This is a genomic window from Paenibacillus sp. JQZ6Y-1, assembly GCF_040719145.1.
GTDB classification, from domain to species: domain Bacteria; phylum Bacillota; class Bacilli; order Paenibacillales; family Paenibacillaceae; genus Saccharibacillus; species Saccharibacillus kandeliae.
Window position 1 is genome coordinate 245958 of sequence record NZ_JBFDUZ010000002.1, and the last position, 17495, is coordinate 263452.

At 50.2% G+C, this 17495-nt stretch carries 12 protein-coding genes; 7 read left to right on the top strand and 5 right to left on the bottom strand.

The window, feature by feature from the left end:
* Positions 1 to 170: 170 nt before the first annotated feature.
* From ABXR35_RS14845 to ABXR35_RS14870, 6 genes are all read left to right on the top strand, one after another.
* Entirely contained in the window at positions 171 to 4433 is a 4263-nt protein-coding gene (locus ABXR35_RS14845) for a TerB N-terminal domain-containing protein (RefSeq protein ID WP_367062021.1), read from the top strand.
* 7 nt (positions 4434 to 4440) lie between these two features.
* Positions 4441 to 5850, top strand: a complete 1410-nt coding sequence (locus tag ABXR35_RS14850; protein WP_367062024.1) for an ATP-binding protein — start codon at positions 4441 to 4443, stop codon at positions 5848 to 5850.
* Positions 5847 to 8087: a DEAD/DEAH box helicase gene (locus tag ABXR35_RS14855; protein WP_367062027.1), complete on the top strand. Its 2241-nt coding sequence runs from the start codon at positions 5847 to 5849 to the stop codon at positions 8085 to 8087. The genes ABXR35_RS14850 and ABXR35_RS14855 overlap by 4 nt, the downstream gene beginning before the upstream one ends.
* A 201-nt stretch (positions 8088 to 8288) precedes the next feature.
* On the top strand, positions 8289 to 9389 hold the full coding sequence (locus ABXR35_RS14860; RefSeq protein ID WP_367062030.1) for an FAD-dependent monooxygenase: 1101 nt from the start codon (positions 8289 to 8291) through the stop codon (positions 9387 to 9389).
* A gap of 111 nt (positions 9390 to 9500) precedes the next feature.
* Complete coding sequence (locus tag ABXR35_RS14865) at positions 9501 to 10274, top strand: GTP cyclohydrolase II (protein WP_367062033.1); 774 nt, start codon at positions 9501 to 9503, stop codon at positions 10272 to 10274.
* A gap of 406 nt (positions 10275 to 10680) precedes the next feature.
* Complete coding sequence (locus ABXR35_RS14870; RefSeq protein WP_367062803.1) at positions 10681 to 10857, top strand: Spo0E family sporulation regulatory protein-aspartic acid phosphatase; 177 nt, start codon at positions 10681 to 10683, stop codon at positions 10855 to 10857.
* A 292-nt stretch (positions 10858 to 11149) separates the two neighbouring features.
* Here ABXR35_RS14870 and ABXR35_RS14875 read toward each other — a convergent pair whose 3' ends face one another.
* From ABXR35_RS14875 to ABXR35_RS14890, 4 genes are all read right to left on the bottom strand, one after another.
* Entirely contained in the window at positions 11150 to 11980 is an 831-nt protein-coding gene (locus ABXR35_RS14875; RefSeq protein ID WP_367062036.1) for an aldo/keto reductase, read from the bottom strand.
* Between the two features lie 255 nt (positions 11981 to 12235).
* Positions 12236 to 12790 (bottom strand): NADPH-dependent FMN reductase, encoded by a 555-nt coding sequence (locus tag ABXR35_RS14880; protein ID WP_367062039.1) that lies wholly within the window; start codon positions 12788 to 12790, stop codon positions 12236 to 12238.
* 344 nt (positions 12791 to 13134) lie between these two features.
* Positions 13135 to 14379, bottom strand: coding sequence for a CynX/NimT family MFS transporter (locus ABXR35_RS14885; protein ID WP_367062042.1), 1245 nt, complete (start codon positions 14377 to 14379; stop codon positions 13135 to 13137).
* On the bottom strand, positions 14376 to 15062 hold the full coding sequence (locus tag ABXR35_RS14890) for a FadR/GntR family transcriptional regulator (protein WP_367062045.1): 687 nt from the start codon (positions 15060 to 15062) through the stop codon (positions 14376 to 14378). Before ABXR35_RS14890 ends, ABXR35_RS14885 begins: the two co-directional genes overlap by 4 nt.
* Before the next feature lie 316 nt (positions 15063 to 15378).
* Here ABXR35_RS14890 and ABXR35_RS14895 point away from each other — a divergent pair, with 316 nt between their 5' ends.
* Positions 15379 to 16899 (top strand): DUF6359 domain-containing protein, encoded by a 1521-nt coding sequence (locus ABXR35_RS14895; protein WP_367062805.1) that lies wholly within the window; start codon positions 15379 to 15381, stop codon positions 16897 to 16899.
* 148 nt (positions 16900 to 17047) lie between these two features.
* Here ABXR35_RS14895 and ABXR35_RS14900 read toward each other — a convergent pair whose 3' ends face one another.
* A complete protein-coding gene (locus ABXR35_RS14900) occupies positions 17048 to 17455 on the bottom strand; it encodes a DUF350 domain-containing protein (RefSeq protein ID WP_367062048.1) in 408 nt (135 codons plus the stop codon).
* Positions 17456 to 17495 lie beyond the last annotated feature (40 nt).

Below are 17495 nucleotides of genomic sequence, written 5' to 3' on the forward strand. Positions count from 1 at the left end.
ATTTGTTGAAATTCACGAAAATATGTTCGTTCCCTATACCAATCGCCCAAAGGCATCATGTATAATTGGATATTATGTTGACCGACGGATGACCGGAAACGGTCGTATGTTCTATATTTACAACTAACTGCGCATAGATGATTACGCACATAGAAAGGCCTGGTTCACCCATGACGTTATCCTCTCCGATATCCTTTACAGACAAATCCTATATCGCCCTGCTAAGCTTCGAGGAAGACCGAGGCTTTTTCCTGCATATTTCCTATGGCAGTCTGGTAATGGAAATGGACAAAGCGCTGGATATTCAGCAGCTAGTGACTGGATACGCGCTGGAAGGCGACGAGCGCTGGCAGGTGAGCGCTTCGGGTCATACTGAATGTCTGCTCAGCACAGAAGAAGCAGGTAAGCTCTATTCGCGTTTGCTGCGTATGCTGCCGGGTACACTAGAAATGGACGATGGTGTGCCAGTACAGGCGTACTGGGATAAGCATGCCGCCGCTGTGCTGGCGGGACATGGTGAGGCATCATCTGCGATCGTGTACGAAGCGCCGGAATGGCATGATACCTTTGCAGATGAGCTGGACAATGTACCGGATCTGCATCAGGATCATGGGGATGAGCAAGATGGAATACAGATCGAGCCGGGATGGCGGAATTCACCTTCATTTTCCAATGCAACACAATCTCGTGGAGAGACATCCCATTCTCAAGCTGCGAATACATCGCTGCGCAGCCAGCCTGCACGCCAGATTCCGATGGATTGGCAGACGGTGGGCAGCAAGTCAGATCGTCAGTTGAACGAAGCGACACCAGCAGAATCGCTACCGGAAGCACCGTATATTCCGTATAACGACGAGTTTGTCGCTGACGTGCATCATGAGGTGAACTGGATTTTGGAAGGGAAAAGGGAGTCCAGACATGGCATCGGACAGGTGATGGCGGTGCCGATGATTCAGATTGGCGGTATTCGTTATCCGGCGGTGGAATTGTCACGGCGACTGCATGCGGCAGGGCGCTATATTGCACTGGATGACGGTGGACAGGTCGAGGTCGATCTGCTGCGCGAGATTGGACTTGGACCGATGGGACGGATGGCAGACGGTACGCCATTGGATCGCCATAGCAAGCTGACTCCGCAGGAGATTATCCAGCGCGGCTCGGAACGTCTACGTGGGCCGTGGTCGACCATGCTGTTACCCGGTTTGGAGTTGCCGAATGATGATGGCGAGCGTAGTCTAACGGCGCACTTTGACTTTTTGTGCCATTGGGGATTGTCTGGCGGTATATTAGGCGGGGTGACACGTCATGCTGACGATCTGGGCGAGTTTCTATCGGAATGGGTACGTCGTGAACCGGATTGTCGTATCGGTCTGATCGGGAAAAAGACACAGCTGACTGCCCTGCGCAAACAGTGGTTCGAGCTATTGGAGCCATATTGGCAGGATGCGTCTGCACCAGTAGTCAAAAGCAAAAACATGGCAGCGGCCCGTCCGCTCATCGCTGTGCCAGTCAGCATGCTAACTCAGCGTGCCGCCGTACTACCGGGCGGCGTTGATATTGTGATGTATTTAGAACCGGACGAAATGACGGGCGATGTGACCAGCAAAATGTATCGTGCTCTGAACCGTATTCAGGCGCGTGTGCGGCTGTCGGTCTTTGCCGAGGGGCAATTGCTGGATGAGCCTCATATGCGTACCGCTCAGACGAGTCTGTTGAAGCTGTTTCATTCGGTCGTGCGCGAATATGCGATTGCTGATCCACAGCATCCATTGACCGCATTGCCGCCTGCTTTTGAAATGGAGCCGAAGCGAGCTGCTCAGCCCGGTCTGCCGCAGATTGCGCGCGCGGGTGGCTTTGCCGAAATTCAACTAGGCAACGAGGAAAAAGGGATGTCCATTCCGCAGCGGGCAGGGCATCATCAGGATGAATACAACCACTATAATGAACATACAGTGGATAAATATAAGCAGGATGATCGCGGTCAGTGTAGAGAGACTGACCATGCGTACGAACAAGGGAACCATACCAATCCTATGCGGAACGATCCAACTCATACGCCGAATGAGAAAGCGGATCGAGCAGAGCGAATGGAAGGGTTACTACAGGAGTTGTCCAGACAGGGCATTCATATCCAGCGTCCGCCAGCTTTTGCTACTTCTGAACAAGCGGAAATGGAAGAGCCAGCTGTACCTATGGAATACAACGAGCCGCATCTTCCATATGATGGCGCCGAGCTGGAACTGTCGCCAGAGCAACAGCGTCGTAGCAATCTGTATATCCCGCCAGTGCAGCAGCAACGCTCGCTGGATTGGGATGGAACAAGCAGTGACTGGACGAAGCCTTCCACAGGATCAAACAGTCAAGGATATATCAGCGACGAACGGCAGGAATCATCTGCTTCGACGCGTTCCGATTCTGCGACAGAGCAGAACATAGAAGAAACAGGCTCTATTTTTGAAAATAGTCAGGCAGCACATTCTGAACATCCAACGTCCTCCCTTAACGACATATTATCTATAGAGGATCGCCAGCATATAGATGGAGCATCTGCATCGCTTCCATCGTCTGCACCGAGCATGCCGATCATACTGTCCAAAACGGAAGGACGCACATATGCCATTCCGCCAGCAGCAGACGCACCGCTGCCAGCGCGACCATTCTTGACGGAAGCAGACAGCGATCTCGCTGCAAATACAGACTGCCGTACGGATCGTGACCATGAGCTGAATCTGGAGTTGGAGCCGCTACATCTGGAAGGCATGTCGACGTCTGAGTCGCAACGACAGCCGTTCTCGGCAACCGATGATGTGCATGAACGCAGTCGTTCGTTGTCAGCGATTCAGAGCGCGGAATATATTTTCGCTTGCCGGGCGCATGATATGGTGGAGCGGGTGGAAGACGAAGCGGAATTTGTACCGTTTATGAGCTATTGGCCGACGTATGAGAGCATGACATGGCGGCAGAAGAAATGGTACTTTTACTGGCGGAACGAGGTGCGGAATGAGCGTTATCCCGCGACCGATTTGTCGTATATTTTCTTGCTCTGCTACGAGATTATTAACGGGGCGGGCTGGCAGGAGCCGCTGGATGGTCATCATGTGCTGATGAATCTGTGGCGCCAGTATCGCCGTCGTTTTCATAAAATGGATCGTTATCTGCCTCAATGGATTATCGACTTCTCGCAGGTACATGGTCTGAACGAGTCGCTGCTGGAGCTACTGCTGGAAACGCCGCGCCATGTATCGCAGGAACTGGCGGATCTAGAGTGGGAGCGCATTTGGAGCGCGTCGCCGATTCAGCTGCCGTTTGCATTGCTGCCACAGTTGCTGGATTACGATCTGGAGCGCAGCCGCTTTTATGCCGAGCAGGGCGGCGAGGTGATGCGTCAATACATTCCGAAGGTACTGGCAGCGGTCGATGCTTTTCTGGACAAGCAGCAGGGTACACGCTTGATCCAGCTGTTCCGTCCACCTGTGTATCGAGAAAATGAACGTTATCTGTTCCGCAGTGCTGTCTACGATGCTTCCCGCTACGGCCGAACCAGTCTGGTACGACGCTTGCCATTGAGCGATCATAAGCCGTTGCGTGAGTTCCTAACGGGCATCGTCAAAATGACCGAAAATGAACTGCGTCGTCAGTTGAATGTGAATGGACGCTTGCGTATCAACCCGCCAGTCGAGCCGGAAATTGCACGTCTGATCGAGCGTTATGTACGCCGTGCCTTTACACCGGTTGAGGAATTGCCTGCACCGCGTCGAGTGGAAATCAACACCGAGCTGCTGGAGCAATTACAAGCGGATTCTGCCGTTGTACGCGATATGCTGACGCTGCGTCAGGACGAACTGGATGTGATCATACAAGAAGCCAGCGAAGAAGCACAGCTTGAGCAATGGGCATCGGCGTTGGCACAAGCCGAGTCTCCTGTTACTGCTACGCTGGATTCAGAACCTGATCGTGATTGTCACGATGACGATCTGGCAGGCTGGATATCCACTGGCTCCGAGCATGATGATCCCGACTGGATGCTTATGCAGGAGCGAGAGCCGTCGACAATTGATGTATCGTTAATGGAAGAAATGAAGCGCTCTGCTGACGAAATCCCTGTCATGTCTTCGCCCACTTCCACTCTGGAATCGCCTACTGCTGCCATTTCAAATATGGCAACGCTGGGTGATATGAGTGAACTGGATGAGGAATGGCAGGATTGTCTGAACGCATTACAGCCGCAGCATATCCAATTGCTGGCGGCGATGCTGAGTGGCGCGGACGAACACGCACAGCAGGTCGTTGCCGGACGTTATGGTACAATGGCAGCGCTGCTGGCGGACGAGATCAACGATCTAGCGATGGATCATATTGGCGATCTGCTGCTGGATAGCGGCGAAATGATGGAAGAATATCGATCCATACTGGATGCAATCATCATGAGGTGAACTGTAAATGAATGAAGTGAAAATACCAAAACGTATCACAACTGCACTGGTCAATTCGTTTGCTGCCGGAGTCGTTCCGCGCATCGGATTAGAGCATGTAGCGGTTGGTCGTAAATACGAGATTGAATCCATATTGCGCGAGCTAGACAATGTTGCTGACGGCGGGGCGGCTTTCAAGCTAATCACCGGTCGTTACGGTAGCGGGAAAAGCTTTTTGCTGCAAATGATCCGCAACTACGCGATGGATCGCGGCTTTGTTGTTGCGGATGGCGATCTGTCACCAGAACGCCGTCTTACCGGTGCAAAGGGGCAAGGTCTGGCAACATACCGCGAGCTGATGATCAACTTGTCCACCCGTACGCGTCCCGACGGCGGCGCACTGGAATCCATGCTGCAAAAGTGGATTTCCAATCTACAATTGCAGGTGATGGAGGAGCAGGGCGTGAGTGCAGACGATCCATCCATCGGCATTGAGGTGCAGCGCCGGATTCATGCGGTGACTGCCGAGATGGAGGGCTGGGTGCACGGCTTTGATTTTGCCAAAGTATTGTCTGCGTATTGGCAAGGCATCCGTCTGAATGAAGATACGCTCAAGCAATCCGCTCTGCGCTGGCTGCGCGGCGAATACCAGACGCGTACCGAAGCGCGGCGCGAGCTGAATGTGAGTGTCATTATCGACGATGATGGCTGGTACGATTATATGAAGCTGTGGGCAGAATTTGCCGCTCGCATCGGATACAAAGGATTGCTGCTATTCGTCGACGAAGGCGTCAATCTGTACAAAATCTCCAACAGCGTTTCTCGCCAAAGCAACTATGAAAAGCTGCTGACTATCTTCAACGATACGATGCAGGGCAAGGCAGGTCATCTCGGCGTCTTTGTCGGTGGTACGCCGCAGTTCGTCGAGGACCCGCGTCGTGGATTGTACAGCTATGAAGCGCTGCGTTCTCGACTAGCAGAAAGTCGATTTGGCAGCAGTGGTACGAAGAATTTTGCTGGTCCAGTCATTCGATTGGAAATGCTGTCTCACGAGGAGATTCTGCTTATGCTGCAAAAGTTGCGCGATATTCACTGCCAGCATTATAAATACGATAGCGCGCTGGAGCAGGCGCAGCTTGTCTCCTTTATGCAAACAGCGGTGTCGCGGCTGGGAGCAGACGAATTGCTAACCCCGCGCGAAGTGGTACGCGATTTTGTCGATCTGCTGAACACACTGCATTTCAACGAGGAATTGACGTTTGATCATCTGCTGGGCGAACTAGCATCGGCGCCAGCGTCTTCACCAAGCAGTTATAGCGCTGATGAGGATATTCCGGCAAAAGCTGTCGGTGCGTCCTCAACTTCGACACGCTCGTCAGGTGCTACGCCGAAGCAGCCGGATGATGTCGATGATTTTTTAGCGGAGTTTGACCTGTGAGCGGGCATCCGTTTTACCGGTTAGCGCCGTTTATTCAGGAGTATATTTACCGCAGTGGTTGGAAAGAATTGCGTGAGGCGCAGGTGGAGGCGTGTAGGGTATTGCTTGATACGCCACATCATCTGCTAATTGCCTCCGGTACAGCTTCTGGGAAAACGGAAGCCGCATTTTTCCCAGCGTTAACGGCATTATATGAACAACCGTCCAAATCGGTCGGCATTCTGTACATTGGACCGCTCAAGGCATTGATCAATGACCAGTACGAGCGGCTCAAAGGCGTATTGCGCGACGCTGACATTCCGGTCTGGCATTGGCACGGCGATGTACCGCAATCGCACAAGACGAAACTGGTACAGAATCCGTCCGGCATTTTACAGATTACACCAGAATCGCTGGAAGGGCTGCTGATGAACAAGCCGAATTCGATTCTAGCGCTGTTCGGTGATCTGCGCTATATTGTAGTTGATGAAGTACATGCCTTTATGGGTGTAGATCGCGGGGTGCAGGTGCTGTCGCAGCTGTCACGTATTCAGCGCATGGCAGGCTGTCGTCCGCAGCGGATCGGTCTGTCCGCCACATTGAGCGATTACGAGAGTGCTTGTGAGTGGCTGTCGTCGGACACGGGACAGCCGGTGGAGATTGTATCGCCGCAAGGCTCGCGCAAGCTGCGTATCAGCGTGGAGCATTTTTCATTTCCCGATGCGCGCAATGAAGAACAGGCGCAGCAGCTGGAATATGCACAGCAGGCGTATCATAACTTCATCTACGACCAGACGCATCATAAGAAGGCATTAATCTTCACGAATAGCCGCTCGGATGCTGAATATTTGACATTGGAAATGCGTAAAGTTGCTGCTCACCGTCAGGAACCGGATATTTTTCATGTGCATCATGGCAGTATCTCGGCAATGCTGCGCGAGGAAGCGGAAGCGGCACTGCGGGAAGGCTACGGACCCGCCGTGGCGGCAGCGACATTAACATTGGAGCTAGGGATCGATCTGGGCGAGTTGGAGCGCGTCATTCAGCTGGGAGCGCCATATTCCTGCTCTAGCTTTGTGCAGCGGCTTGGACGCTCTGGGCGACGCGAAGGTGCCGTTTCGGAAATGATCTTTGTCTGTCCAGAGGAAGAGGATGAGCAGGCGCAATTGCCAGCAAGAATGCCGTGGATGATGCTACGGGCGATTGCTGTCATTGAGCTATATGTGCGCGACCGCTGGGTCGAGCCGTTCAGCGCTCGTAAGCTGCCGATTGGCATTCTGTATCATCAGACGATGAGTACGCTCAAGAGTATGGGCGAAGCCGAGCCTGCTGAATTGGCGCGTGCAGTGATGACCTTGCCGCCGTTCCGCCATTTTACCGTGGAGCATTATCAGCAATTTTTACGATATCTGCTACAGCTGGACCATATCCAGCAGACGGAGGAAGGTACGCTGATCATCGGCATGGCAGGTGAGAAGATCGTGAACAATTTTCGCTTCTATGCGGTATTTAAGGATGACGAGGAGCATGCTGTATACAACGGTTCGGAAGAGATCGGGTCGATTACAACTGTTCCGCCGCCGGGCTATTGCTTCTCACTGGCTGGGAAGCTGTGGAAAGTAGAAGAGATCGACAGTCGCCACAAAGCCGTCTACGTCAAATCGTCCAAAGGTAAAGTCGATACACTCTGGCTCGGTGCAGGCGGTGATGTCGATACAAAAGTCATGCAAAAGATTCGTGAGATTCTTGCTTCGACAGACCTGTACTCGTATCTGGCACCGAATGCTGCGTCTCGATTGGAACGTGCGCGTCGGCTGGCACGCGAAACTGGGCTGCTGGACGAGATCGTGATTCCGGCAGGTGGCGATTCATGCTTCGTGCTGCCGTGGCTTGGCAGCAAGCCGTTCCGTACATTAGAGCGCATGCTCAAGCATAATCTTGCTGAACGGCTTGGACTGCGCGCAGTCACGCCGATGGAGCCGTATTATTTTGTCGTGTCCGGTCAAGCAGATGCTGCGGAGCTACTGTCTGAGATGATCGCTGAATGCAAGCATATCGATTATCCTGAGCAATTACTCAGTGAGGAAGAAGCGCCGTATTTGGGCAAATACGATGAATTTATTCAGCCCGGACTGGTACGTCAGGCATTTGCTGCGGATGGATTGGATCTGGAAGGCTTGCGAGCCGGTCTGTTAAATATCCAGAAAATACAAATTAATTTGAATCCGTCATCCGATAAAGAAGCTAGAGAGTTTTGATCTCTGGCTTCTTTTGCTATTTGCGCTTGAGGTGTATTCCTTCTTATACGCAATATCGCATATGAAAATTAGAACAATACACAAAGTTGACAAAGCACATTTTCTTAAATATAATCTACTTATTAAAAGTAAGTAATAAACCAATAGAGCGACCACTACTACAAATAAAGATACTGTAATCGAGGTGGGAAGGAGAAGCCGATGAGTTGGAATGCAGAAGTAATTATTGCGGGGGCCGGTCCCGGCGGTGCACTGCTGGGGTATTTGCTCGCAGCCAGCGGAGTGTCTGTGATTTTGCTAGAGCGGCATAGTCACATGGATAAAGAATTTCGCGGAGAGCATCTGAATGCACAGGGAGAACAGATTTTGAAGGAGCATGGACTGTACCAGCATGTACAGGAGGCAGGATTGCTGCTAATGGAGCGGGTAGAATATTTTCAACAAGGACGCATCATCAAGACGATTCTGCCGGGTCCGGGTGAACAGCATACCGGTATTCATGTGCCGCAAAAAAACCTACTGCAAGTACTGATCGGCGAATCCTTGAAATTTCCGAATTACAGACTGATGATGGATACAACGGTGACCGAATTACTGCACGATGAGCAGAGCGGAGCTGTCAACGGCGTCAAAGTACGCCATCAAGGGCAAGAACAGACCATACACAGTTCACTGGTCATCGGTGCGGATGGACGCTACTCCACTGTACGCAAGCTGGCTGGTATTGGCACGCGTATTCTCAAGCATGGCTTTGATCTGCTGTGGGCGCGCATTCCGGCACCTATCGGCTGGCCTGCTACGGTGCGTATGGCATTAGCCAATGATTCGCAGCTGGCGTTATTCAGCCAGCAGGGTGGGTACATTCAGGTAGGCTGGAATATTGAGCAGGACAGCTACCGCAAGCTGCGTAAGCAGCCAGTTGAGCCATTTGTGCATGCGCTGGTTGAAGCCTTTCCCGAATTGAAAGAAACGGTGGATCAGCATATCCGTAGCTGGGATGATTTCGTGCTACTTCAGGTACAGAGCTGTATATGTGATACATGGGTGCAGCCGGGAGTAGTTATTATGGGCGATGCAGCGCATACGTTCAGTCCAACAGGCGCGATTGGTGTAAACAGCGCGATGCAGGATGCGCATGTATTAGCGCCGCTCTTGCTAGATGCGCTGCGTTCCGGTGATACTGGTCTAGAAACATTACAACAGTTTGAACAGCTGCGCCGTCAGGAAACAACTGCCGAGCTGGATAGCCAATTTGCTAAGGAAGCGGGCTTTAGCGGCAATTTTGCGATCTATCAGTCGTAAGCTACAGAGGAAATCAGATGAGGCGGAAACAATACAGCCGGTTCATCATCCAATTTTGAATATAACACGTATCTATCGTTGACAGAGATACACAACCGGAGGTAATTGATAATGATTAATCCCAAAATAGCAGATGCTCTCAAAGATCATATACAAATCGTACCCAGTGGCGAAAAATCCATCTATCTGGTCGGCCCAATCCGTCTGCCTGTAAATCTGGATGGCGAAACGGTCGTTTTCCAATGGTATTGCTGGTTGCGCTGTGACAATATCGCAGGTGCAGAATGCGGCAACACAAATATTGACCATGCAGCGATTATTGAGATGTTGTCTTCGTCCAATCTGGCGGAAGCACAGCAATCGAGCGTACTCGTATACGGCGACTTCAAAGGCTCCGCCGATGCGCTGATTCGTATGCACAGCATTTGTCATACTGGCGATATTTTTGGCAGCAAGCGCTGCGATTGCGGCTATCAGCTGAAGCAATCGATGAAAATGATCGTTGCTCACGGCACAGGGGCGTTATTCTATCTGGCGAATCATGAAGGACGCGGCATCGGTCTGTTCAGCAAAGCGATGGCATACGTACTGCAAGAGCAAGGTCTAGATACAGTAGAAGCGAATCTGGAGCTGGGCTTTGAAGATGATATGCGCAATTACGACGATGCGATCGCTGTACTGGGTCAGCTGCGTCAACAGCCCGTAACCCTGATCACGAACAACCCGCGCAAGCTGGATGCTTTACAGCGCTCTGGTGCAGAAGTGAGTGGTCGTGTACCGCTATGGGGAGACATCTCCGAATTTAACGAAAAATATCTGAATACAAAGGTGAATCGCTCCGGTCATTTCGGCAGTGGTCCACTGACTAACGCAGTGGTAGATTAAGCCAAGTTTCGATGGATGCGTGATCGTACAAAGTAAATGATACAAGGCAGTCGGGAGTGAATATCCGAACTGCCTTTTTGCATTATGCTCCAGTTTGTATTAAAATTGCCAAAAGTTAAAATTTGAATGATCCACAACCGAAAACAGGGTATTATACAACTTCTTGTAAAGGAACAGCGAAGATCCAATCGCCGACAGCACCATATGGTATAGAATTATGTAACTTTATAATGTAAAGTACGTGTAAATCTGATATGGTAGAAATAGGAATCGTTTGGTAAAATTCGTAGACAGAGAAAGCTGTGCAGACTACAGTAGAGTAGAAAGAGAAAGAAGTAGATAGATAAACAGCTGTTCCTTTTACAGATCGCGGCAGGAGGTGAGTTTCTTGGACAGTCTTAAATTAATGGAAGAGTGCATCGAACAAGAGCGCCGAGAACTTAATGAGATGGTGCAATTTTACGACCTACAAGACCACCGCGTATTGGACCAGTCGAGACGAGTAGATTCCATACTTAATCAGTACAATCATTTGAAACAGACACTTTTGGGTACTCGCAGTTCAATCGTAGGGTCTTCGTAACCAAACGGGAAAGACGAGCGAAGTCGGTAGCAAGCCGACAGGGACACAACATAAGCTTTATGATGATAGCTACAACTGAATGGACTTTGTATAGCCTCCGTGGATAACGGGGGCTTTTTTATATGTTTATATACTTGGATTGTAGGATGTCAGAGGCTTGCACGAATCGTAGATGCTATATCTGTATCTGCCATCAGACATACCATCGCTGCAAGCAAAACAACCGCCAGCCGACCTAAGGTCGACGAGCGGTTGCATGTGTAATCAGCTCGTTCAGATACAAACAGCTGAATTAGAAATTGAAATTGTCTGGATCTGGGCCTGTACGCTCGTTTTTGTTGAGCGCGTTCAGTTGGTCGATCTCGTCAGTCGTGAGCTGGAAGTCGAAAATGTTAGCATTGTCGACAATACGTTCTTCTTTGACGGAACGAGTCAGAACGATGACGCCTTTGTCCAGTACCCAGCGCAGCAATACTTGTGCAGGGCTTTTGCCGTATTTTTCGCCGATGGCTTTAACGGTTTCGTTGTCGAACAGCTTACCGCGGGCAAGTGGGGACCAAGCTTCCACCTGAATACCTTTTTGCGCGCTGTAATCCAGTAGTTCGTTTTGCGTCAGCAGTGGGTGGAATTCCACCTGATTGACCGCTGGTACGACTTCGGCATCTGCCAGCAGATCGTCCAGATGATGCGGTTGGAAGTTACTTACGCCGATTGCACGGATACGTCCTTCTTTGTACAGCTTCTCCATCGCACGCCAGGAATCTTTGTACTTACCTTTGACTGGCCAGTGAATAAGGTACAGATCCAGTACATCCAGACCGAGCTTGTTCATCGTATCGTCAAACGCTGCCAGCGTCGATTCGTAGCCTTGATCGCCGTTCCACAGCTTGGATGTAACGAACAGTTGGTCGCGCGGTACACCGGAGTCGCGGATTGCTTTGCCGACGCTCTCCTCGTTTTTGTAGGCTGCGGCGGTATCGATCAGTACATAGCCTGCATTGATCGCAGCAGTTACGGATTTGGTTGCATCTTCGCCTTCTTCTACTTGCCATACGCCTAGACCGAACCATGGGATTTCTACGCCATTGTTCAGCTTCACGGTAGTTTTGATATCTGTTGTCATTTGTGATTCCTCCTTTGGGGGTGCTTTTGGGTTCCTTATACATCATACCCTAAATTGGGAGTGTTAATCGGAATTAGCTGGAAAAATTACTGTTTTACGCTGGTATCTACCACTACGGAAAGGAATAAGGGAACAGGCTCCAGTGGAGAGAGGAGAATCTACACAATGGGAGATACTTGTATATTCCCCTCCTCCAAAGTCGCCTTTTCCCCCTATTTTCGTTCCTCCGTTCCGAGCAGCATCGAGTACCTTGTATTAGTCTATGGATGGATGACAAGCGTGATGTAGGGATTCGAGCAAGTCTTGTAGATTTTGTTTTAAAGTAACGTCTGTGATGGTGCCTTCTTTGGATAGCTTTAAGGTAATGTGCGGGATGGTTAGGGTAGTTGTGTCTGATACCTTGGCGTTGATCATTTGTAGGGTGAGCAGCAGAGACGCGTTGGCATGGTTCCCACCCATAGGGGAAGGGGAGGCTGTAATAACGGCGGTTGGTTTGTTTACAAATTCGCCGGATGATACGATCCAGTCGAGAGCATTTTTCAGTGTGCCGGGTACGCCATTACCATATTCGGGCGTGCAGATGAGTACACCTTGGGCGTCTTGAAGCTGTTTTCTCAGGTCTTGCACAGACTCTGGTCCATTGTCGGTATCGAGGTCTGGGGTAAAATGAGGCAGGTCATTGAGACCAGTATAGGTGGTGAAGATCATATGGTCGGGAGCAAGTCCCATGATAGCGTTGAGTAGTCTTGTATTGGAAGAAGACTGACGCAGACTTCCTGAGATGGCGAGTATAGTCACGGGCTGATTCATAAATGGATATCCTCTTTTCTATAAGTAAGATATGTAATGCTTGCGCGGATAGCGATAAGACCAAGCCGTTCTGTTCAGTATAGCTTAGTACAAGATAGTGTTGGATGAAGATTGGATGTATACAATTTTTATGTATATAACAAAAAGCAGGAAGAGCGAAGGGGGAGTGCTGCATATGTAAGCGATGGTAGCGCACAATGCAATGCAGAAGAGAAGACGATCAACAAAAAAACGAAGACCAGATCAACTAAAAAAGGGAGCGGCAACCGTATAGGCTGCTGCTCCGTTTCATGAGAGAATGACATTGCTTCGTATGGGAAGGATATAGATATAGATACGTCGAGCTATTCGACATGAATCTCGTTGTTTTTGGGAGCGGTTGGATAAATATAGCCCTTGCTGCCTGCGCCGAGACCTGTGTAGAGAAGGCTGACAGCAGCTACAACGAGCAGCAGCAGCGGAATAGTCCAGCTGTTGGAAGTGTCGTGCAGAATACCGAATAGGGTAGGGCCGCAGGCAGCTAGCAGATAGCCGACGGATTGCGCCATACCGGAAATTTCGGTTGCTTGCTCCGGTGTCTGGGTACGCAGGTTGAAGAACATCATTGAAAGGCTAAATGCAGCAGCACCAGCGATACCGATCAGGATCAGACAAACGGCGATAATACCAAGATGCCCACTGCCAAAGATGATCCCAAGCAGACCGATCAGATACATGGCGACGGTTCCAGTAACAAGCAGACGCTGGGTAGCGAAGCGTGCTGCTAGAATCGGAATAATAAAGTTAAAGGGCAGCATGGAAAACTGCATCAGAGACAGCATATAGCCGGATTGTATGCGGGACAAGCCTTGCTCTTGCAAAATGTCCGGTAACCAAGCGATGGATACATAGAAGATCATCGACTGCATGCCCATGAAAAAGGTGATTTTCCACGCGAGCGGCGATTTCCAGACACTATGACCAGATGTATGCGAGCGCTTCGCCAGACGAGCGACCTTGTTGTAGCGCAACTGGGTGACCCAGAACAACAGCGCTCCGGTTGCCAGTACGGTCCAAGTGAGCAGAGAGCCTTTCCAGCCGAGACCCGCATTCATGGCGAGCGGTAAACTGAGTGCAGACGCCAGTGCGGCAAATACATTGCTGCAAATCGAATAAATACTCGTCATCAGCCCGATGCGATGCGGAAATTCACGCTTGATCATGCCCGGCAAAATAACGTTAATCACGGCAATCGCCAGACCCGTCAGAAACGTACCAGTGACCAAGATACCGAGTCCGCCAAACGGACGCATCCAGCCGCCAATCATCATGACGATCATCGAAAAGAAAATGATTTTTTCCATCCCGTAATTGCCTGCTAGCTTGGCAACGAAAGGAGATAACAGCGCAAACGCCAGCAGTGGAATAGTCGTCAAAAAGCCCGCCATCGTATTGGAAATGGGAAAATCAGCGCGCATCAGATCGAGTAGTGGACTAAGCCCGGTAATCGGACTGCGCATCGTGCAGGAAACAAATAAGATACAGAACAGTAAAAAGGCCGGATTCCGCAACGCGGCGGACTGACCGGGTATGTCAAGCGTACGCTTCATTGCCTAAAATCTCCTTCGGTCATAATGGATTTGAAATAGTGAATATAATCATCTACAATCACTGCCGCCCGCTGTTCGTCCTGCTGACGGATTGCTTCGATCAGATTGTGATGCCCCGTATGATCATTGTCGGTCGTCAGCTCGGTAGTGCTCATAATCGACATCTGAATCCGTTCAAACATATGGTTGTACAGATCGACCAGCAGTGGGTTGTAGGATGCCCCGATGATCGTATGATGCAGCTGCATATCGACCTCGACGAATTGCTCGATCTCGCCAGCATGAGTATGCTGCAAGCAGAGAGCGGAATAATGCTCCATCTTTTGCAGATCATCGTCTGTGCGGCGCTGACATGCCAAAATAACCGCTTCCCGATCAAGCGCATGCCGAACTTCCAGAATCTCAATCACGCTGGAATTGCCGACTCGCTTTTGGAGGACCGAACCGAGTGGACTGGCAGCAATAACAAACGTGCCGTCTCCTTGACGTGTAGATAGCAGTCCCACATGTACGAGCGCACGAATGGCTTCACGCAGTGTATTGCGGCTGACACCAAACTGTTCCATCAATTCCGCTTCTTTCGGAATGCGCATACCGACAGTCCAAACGCCGCTACGAATCTGTTCCTCCAGCCGTTCACATAGCTGCTCAACGAGCGACTTTTTTTCTAATTTATCAAACATAGTCTTCCCCGCATTTCTGGATATAATGAGCTGTATGTCAACAGCAATCCTTTATTTATGGTTAAAGGTAGGATGATTGGTCTATTGGGCATTTTAAGGGATGAAGAGCTATTTGTCCATAGCTAACATGAAAAAGAAGATTTGCGAAGCCTATAGAATTGCTAAATTTCCTTTTAATAAAAATTTTACATAAAAGAGGAATTTGATAGATAAAAGAGGAATATGATCAATAGAGAATCGTATTTTCCCGCACTGACGGGTATAGGAGGAATGTTCATTGAATTACACTATTCGCAAAAGAACGGTTGCTGCGCTCATGACCGCGATTCTGACGGTCGCTACATTGCTTGGGTTTATCCCACAGCAGCAGGTGCAGGCGGCTACAGCGCTGACTGTGGCACAAGCGATTCAATCGCAAAGTGCAGGCACGATCACTGTAACCGGCATTATCGTCGGACACGCCAGCGGTTCACAAACCGCCGATTTTACTAGTCCGTTTGCCAATGATTTTAACGTGTTGCTGGCGGACAGTAGCAGCGAAACCAGCACATCCAAGCTGCTGGACGTTCAATTGCCATCTTCATTCCGTTCTCAATATGGGCTGCAAACCAACCCCGGATTGATTGGCACAACCATCACCGTTACAGGAACAGCCGGTACATACAACAACTTTGCGGGTGTAAAAAGCCCGACTGCCATCACGACTGGTGGCAGCACCACACCTCCACCAACCGAGCCGGGCACCACACTGCCTAACGGCACAGGCAAAAAAGTCCTGTTCGACAATACTCATGCGCAAACCGCAGGTGCAGCGGACTGGGTAATCGACGGCGGCTTCTCTGACTTCGCGAACGGTCTGCGTGCCGACGGATTTACGGTATCGTCGCTGGAGCGCTCCATTCCTTACACATTTGGCGAGCAAGCGATCACATACGACAAGCTGAAAGGCTATGACGTATTCGTTATCGCTGAGCCCAACGTACCGTTCAAAACAAGCGAACAGGCAGCCATGCTGCAATACGTCAAAGGTGGCGGCAGCATTTTCTTCATCGGCGATCACTACAACGCCGACCGTAACAAAAACCGCTGGGATGGTTCCGAAGCAATTAACGGATACCGTCGTGGTGCCTACAACAATCCGACACTGGGCATGTCTACAGAAGAAGCAGCTTCCCCAGCAATGCAAAATGTAACAGGCTCCGACTGGTTGGGCAGCAACTTCGGTATTCGTTTCCGTTACAATGCGTTGGGTGATGCTAACGCAACGGATATCGTATCTTCCTCCCAAGCCTTTGGCATTACAGCAGGTGTCAGCTCGGTAGCTATGCACGCTGGCTCCACACTGGCAATCCTTGATCCGACCAAAGCCAAAGGGATCGTCTACATCCCATCCGGTATGTCCAAATGGGGCAATGCAGTGGATCAGGGCGTATACAATGGCGGCGGACGCGCAGAAGGTCCGTATGCAGCCGTATCCAAGCTAGGTGCAGGTAAAGCAGCATTTATCGGCGATTCCTCTCCAGTTGAAGATGCTTCGCCTAAATACAAACGCGAAGAAAACGGTCAAACCAAAACAACCTATGATGGCTACAAAGAAGTCAACGATGCCACACTGCTGGTAAACACAGTTCGTTGGTTGGCTGTCAAAGAAAGCTATACCGATCTGACGCAAGTAAGTGGTCTGACACTGGACAGCAAAACATCCCTGCTGTCGATTGAAAATCCTGCTACATCGACTGAGCCGCAAACCGAACCGTGGGCTGCTCCAGCGGCAGGGTACAAATGGTATGACCCAACTACATTCAAATCCGGCTCATACGGTTATGTAGCCAAATAATGAACACATTCGGCATACCCGAATAACCAAGTGATACCAGTTATACCCCAAAGGAAATAGCCCCTGTATACCCACAATCATATGGGAGATACAGGGGCTATTTACACACTTCCTCTATGGACTACACTTGTACAGCATTCAGCCCTGCTTACATCAGAAATGTACCAATCACAAACGAAATTCCAATAATCACCGAGCGCAGCAAGCGCGCCAACGCCATATTGCCGTTCTGAATCTGCTCACACAATTTTGTTTTCGGTGTGATCAGATCAAAGATAATATACACGAGACACAGAATCACGATACCGACTGCTGACCAGATGATCACATCCATCCAGTTGTCCGAACCAATCGACACTAGCCCAACGATGATACATAGTCCGAGCAGCTTGCTGCCCATATACATCCCAGCTGCTTCATTGCCTGCGGCGATCTCCTTGTTATCATCGTACCGGGTCAAGCGACTGAATACATAATACCCCACCAGCAAAATGGCAAATAAAATGACCAGCCCAATTCCTACATGACCTAGATCCGTTACAAAATTTCTCAACATAGTTCCTCCTTCATAAATACATACCATTGATAAGCATGAG

Excerpts from the sequence above, each read along its gene's own strand:
- ABXR35_RS14850 (WP_367062024.1), top strand. The coding sequence starts at position 4,441 with ATGAATGAAGTGAAAATACCAAAACGTATCACAACTGCACTGGTCAAT.
- ABXR35_RS14845 (WP_367062021.1), top strand. The coding sequence starts at position 171 with ATGACGTTATCCTCTCCGATATCCTTTACAGACAAATCCTATATCGCC.
- ABXR35_RS14885 (WP_367062042.1), bottom strand. The coding sequence starts at position 14,379 with ATGAAGCGTACGCTTGACATACCCGGTCAGTCCGCCGCGTTGCGGAAT.
- ABXR35_RS14870 (WP_367062803.1), top strand. The coding sequence starts at position 10,681 with ATGGAAGAGTGCATCGAACAAGAGCGCCGAGAACTTAATGAGATGGTG.
- ABXR35_RS14865 (WP_367062033.1), top strand. The coding sequence starts at position 9,501 with ATGATTAATCCCAAAATAGCAGATGCTCTCAAAGATCATATACAAATC.
- ABXR35_RS14890 (WP_367062045.1), bottom strand. The coding sequence starts at position 15,062 with ATGTTTGATAAATTAGAAAAAAAGTCGCTCGTTGAGCAGCTATGTGAA.
- ABXR35_RS14860 (WP_367062030.1), top strand. The coding sequence starts at position 8,289 with ATGAGTTGGAATGCAGAAGTAATTATTGCGGGGGCCGGTCCCGGCGGT.
- ABXR35_RS14880 (WP_367062039.1), bottom strand. The coding sequence starts at position 12,790 with ATGAATCAGCCCGTGACTATACTCGCCATCTCAGGAAGTCTGCGTCAG.
- ABXR35_RS14900 (WP_367062048.1), bottom strand. The coding sequence starts at position 17,455 with ATGTTGAGAAATTTTGTAACGGATCTAGGTCATGTAGGAATTGGGCTG.
- ABXR35_RS14895 (WP_367062805.1), top strand. The coding sequence starts at position 15,379 with ATGACCGCGATTCTGACGGTCGCTACATTGCTTGGGTTTATCCCACAG.
- ABXR35_RS14875 (WP_367062036.1), bottom strand. The coding sequence starts at position 11,980 with ATGACAACAGATATCAAAACTACCGTGAAGCTGAACAATGGCGTAGAA.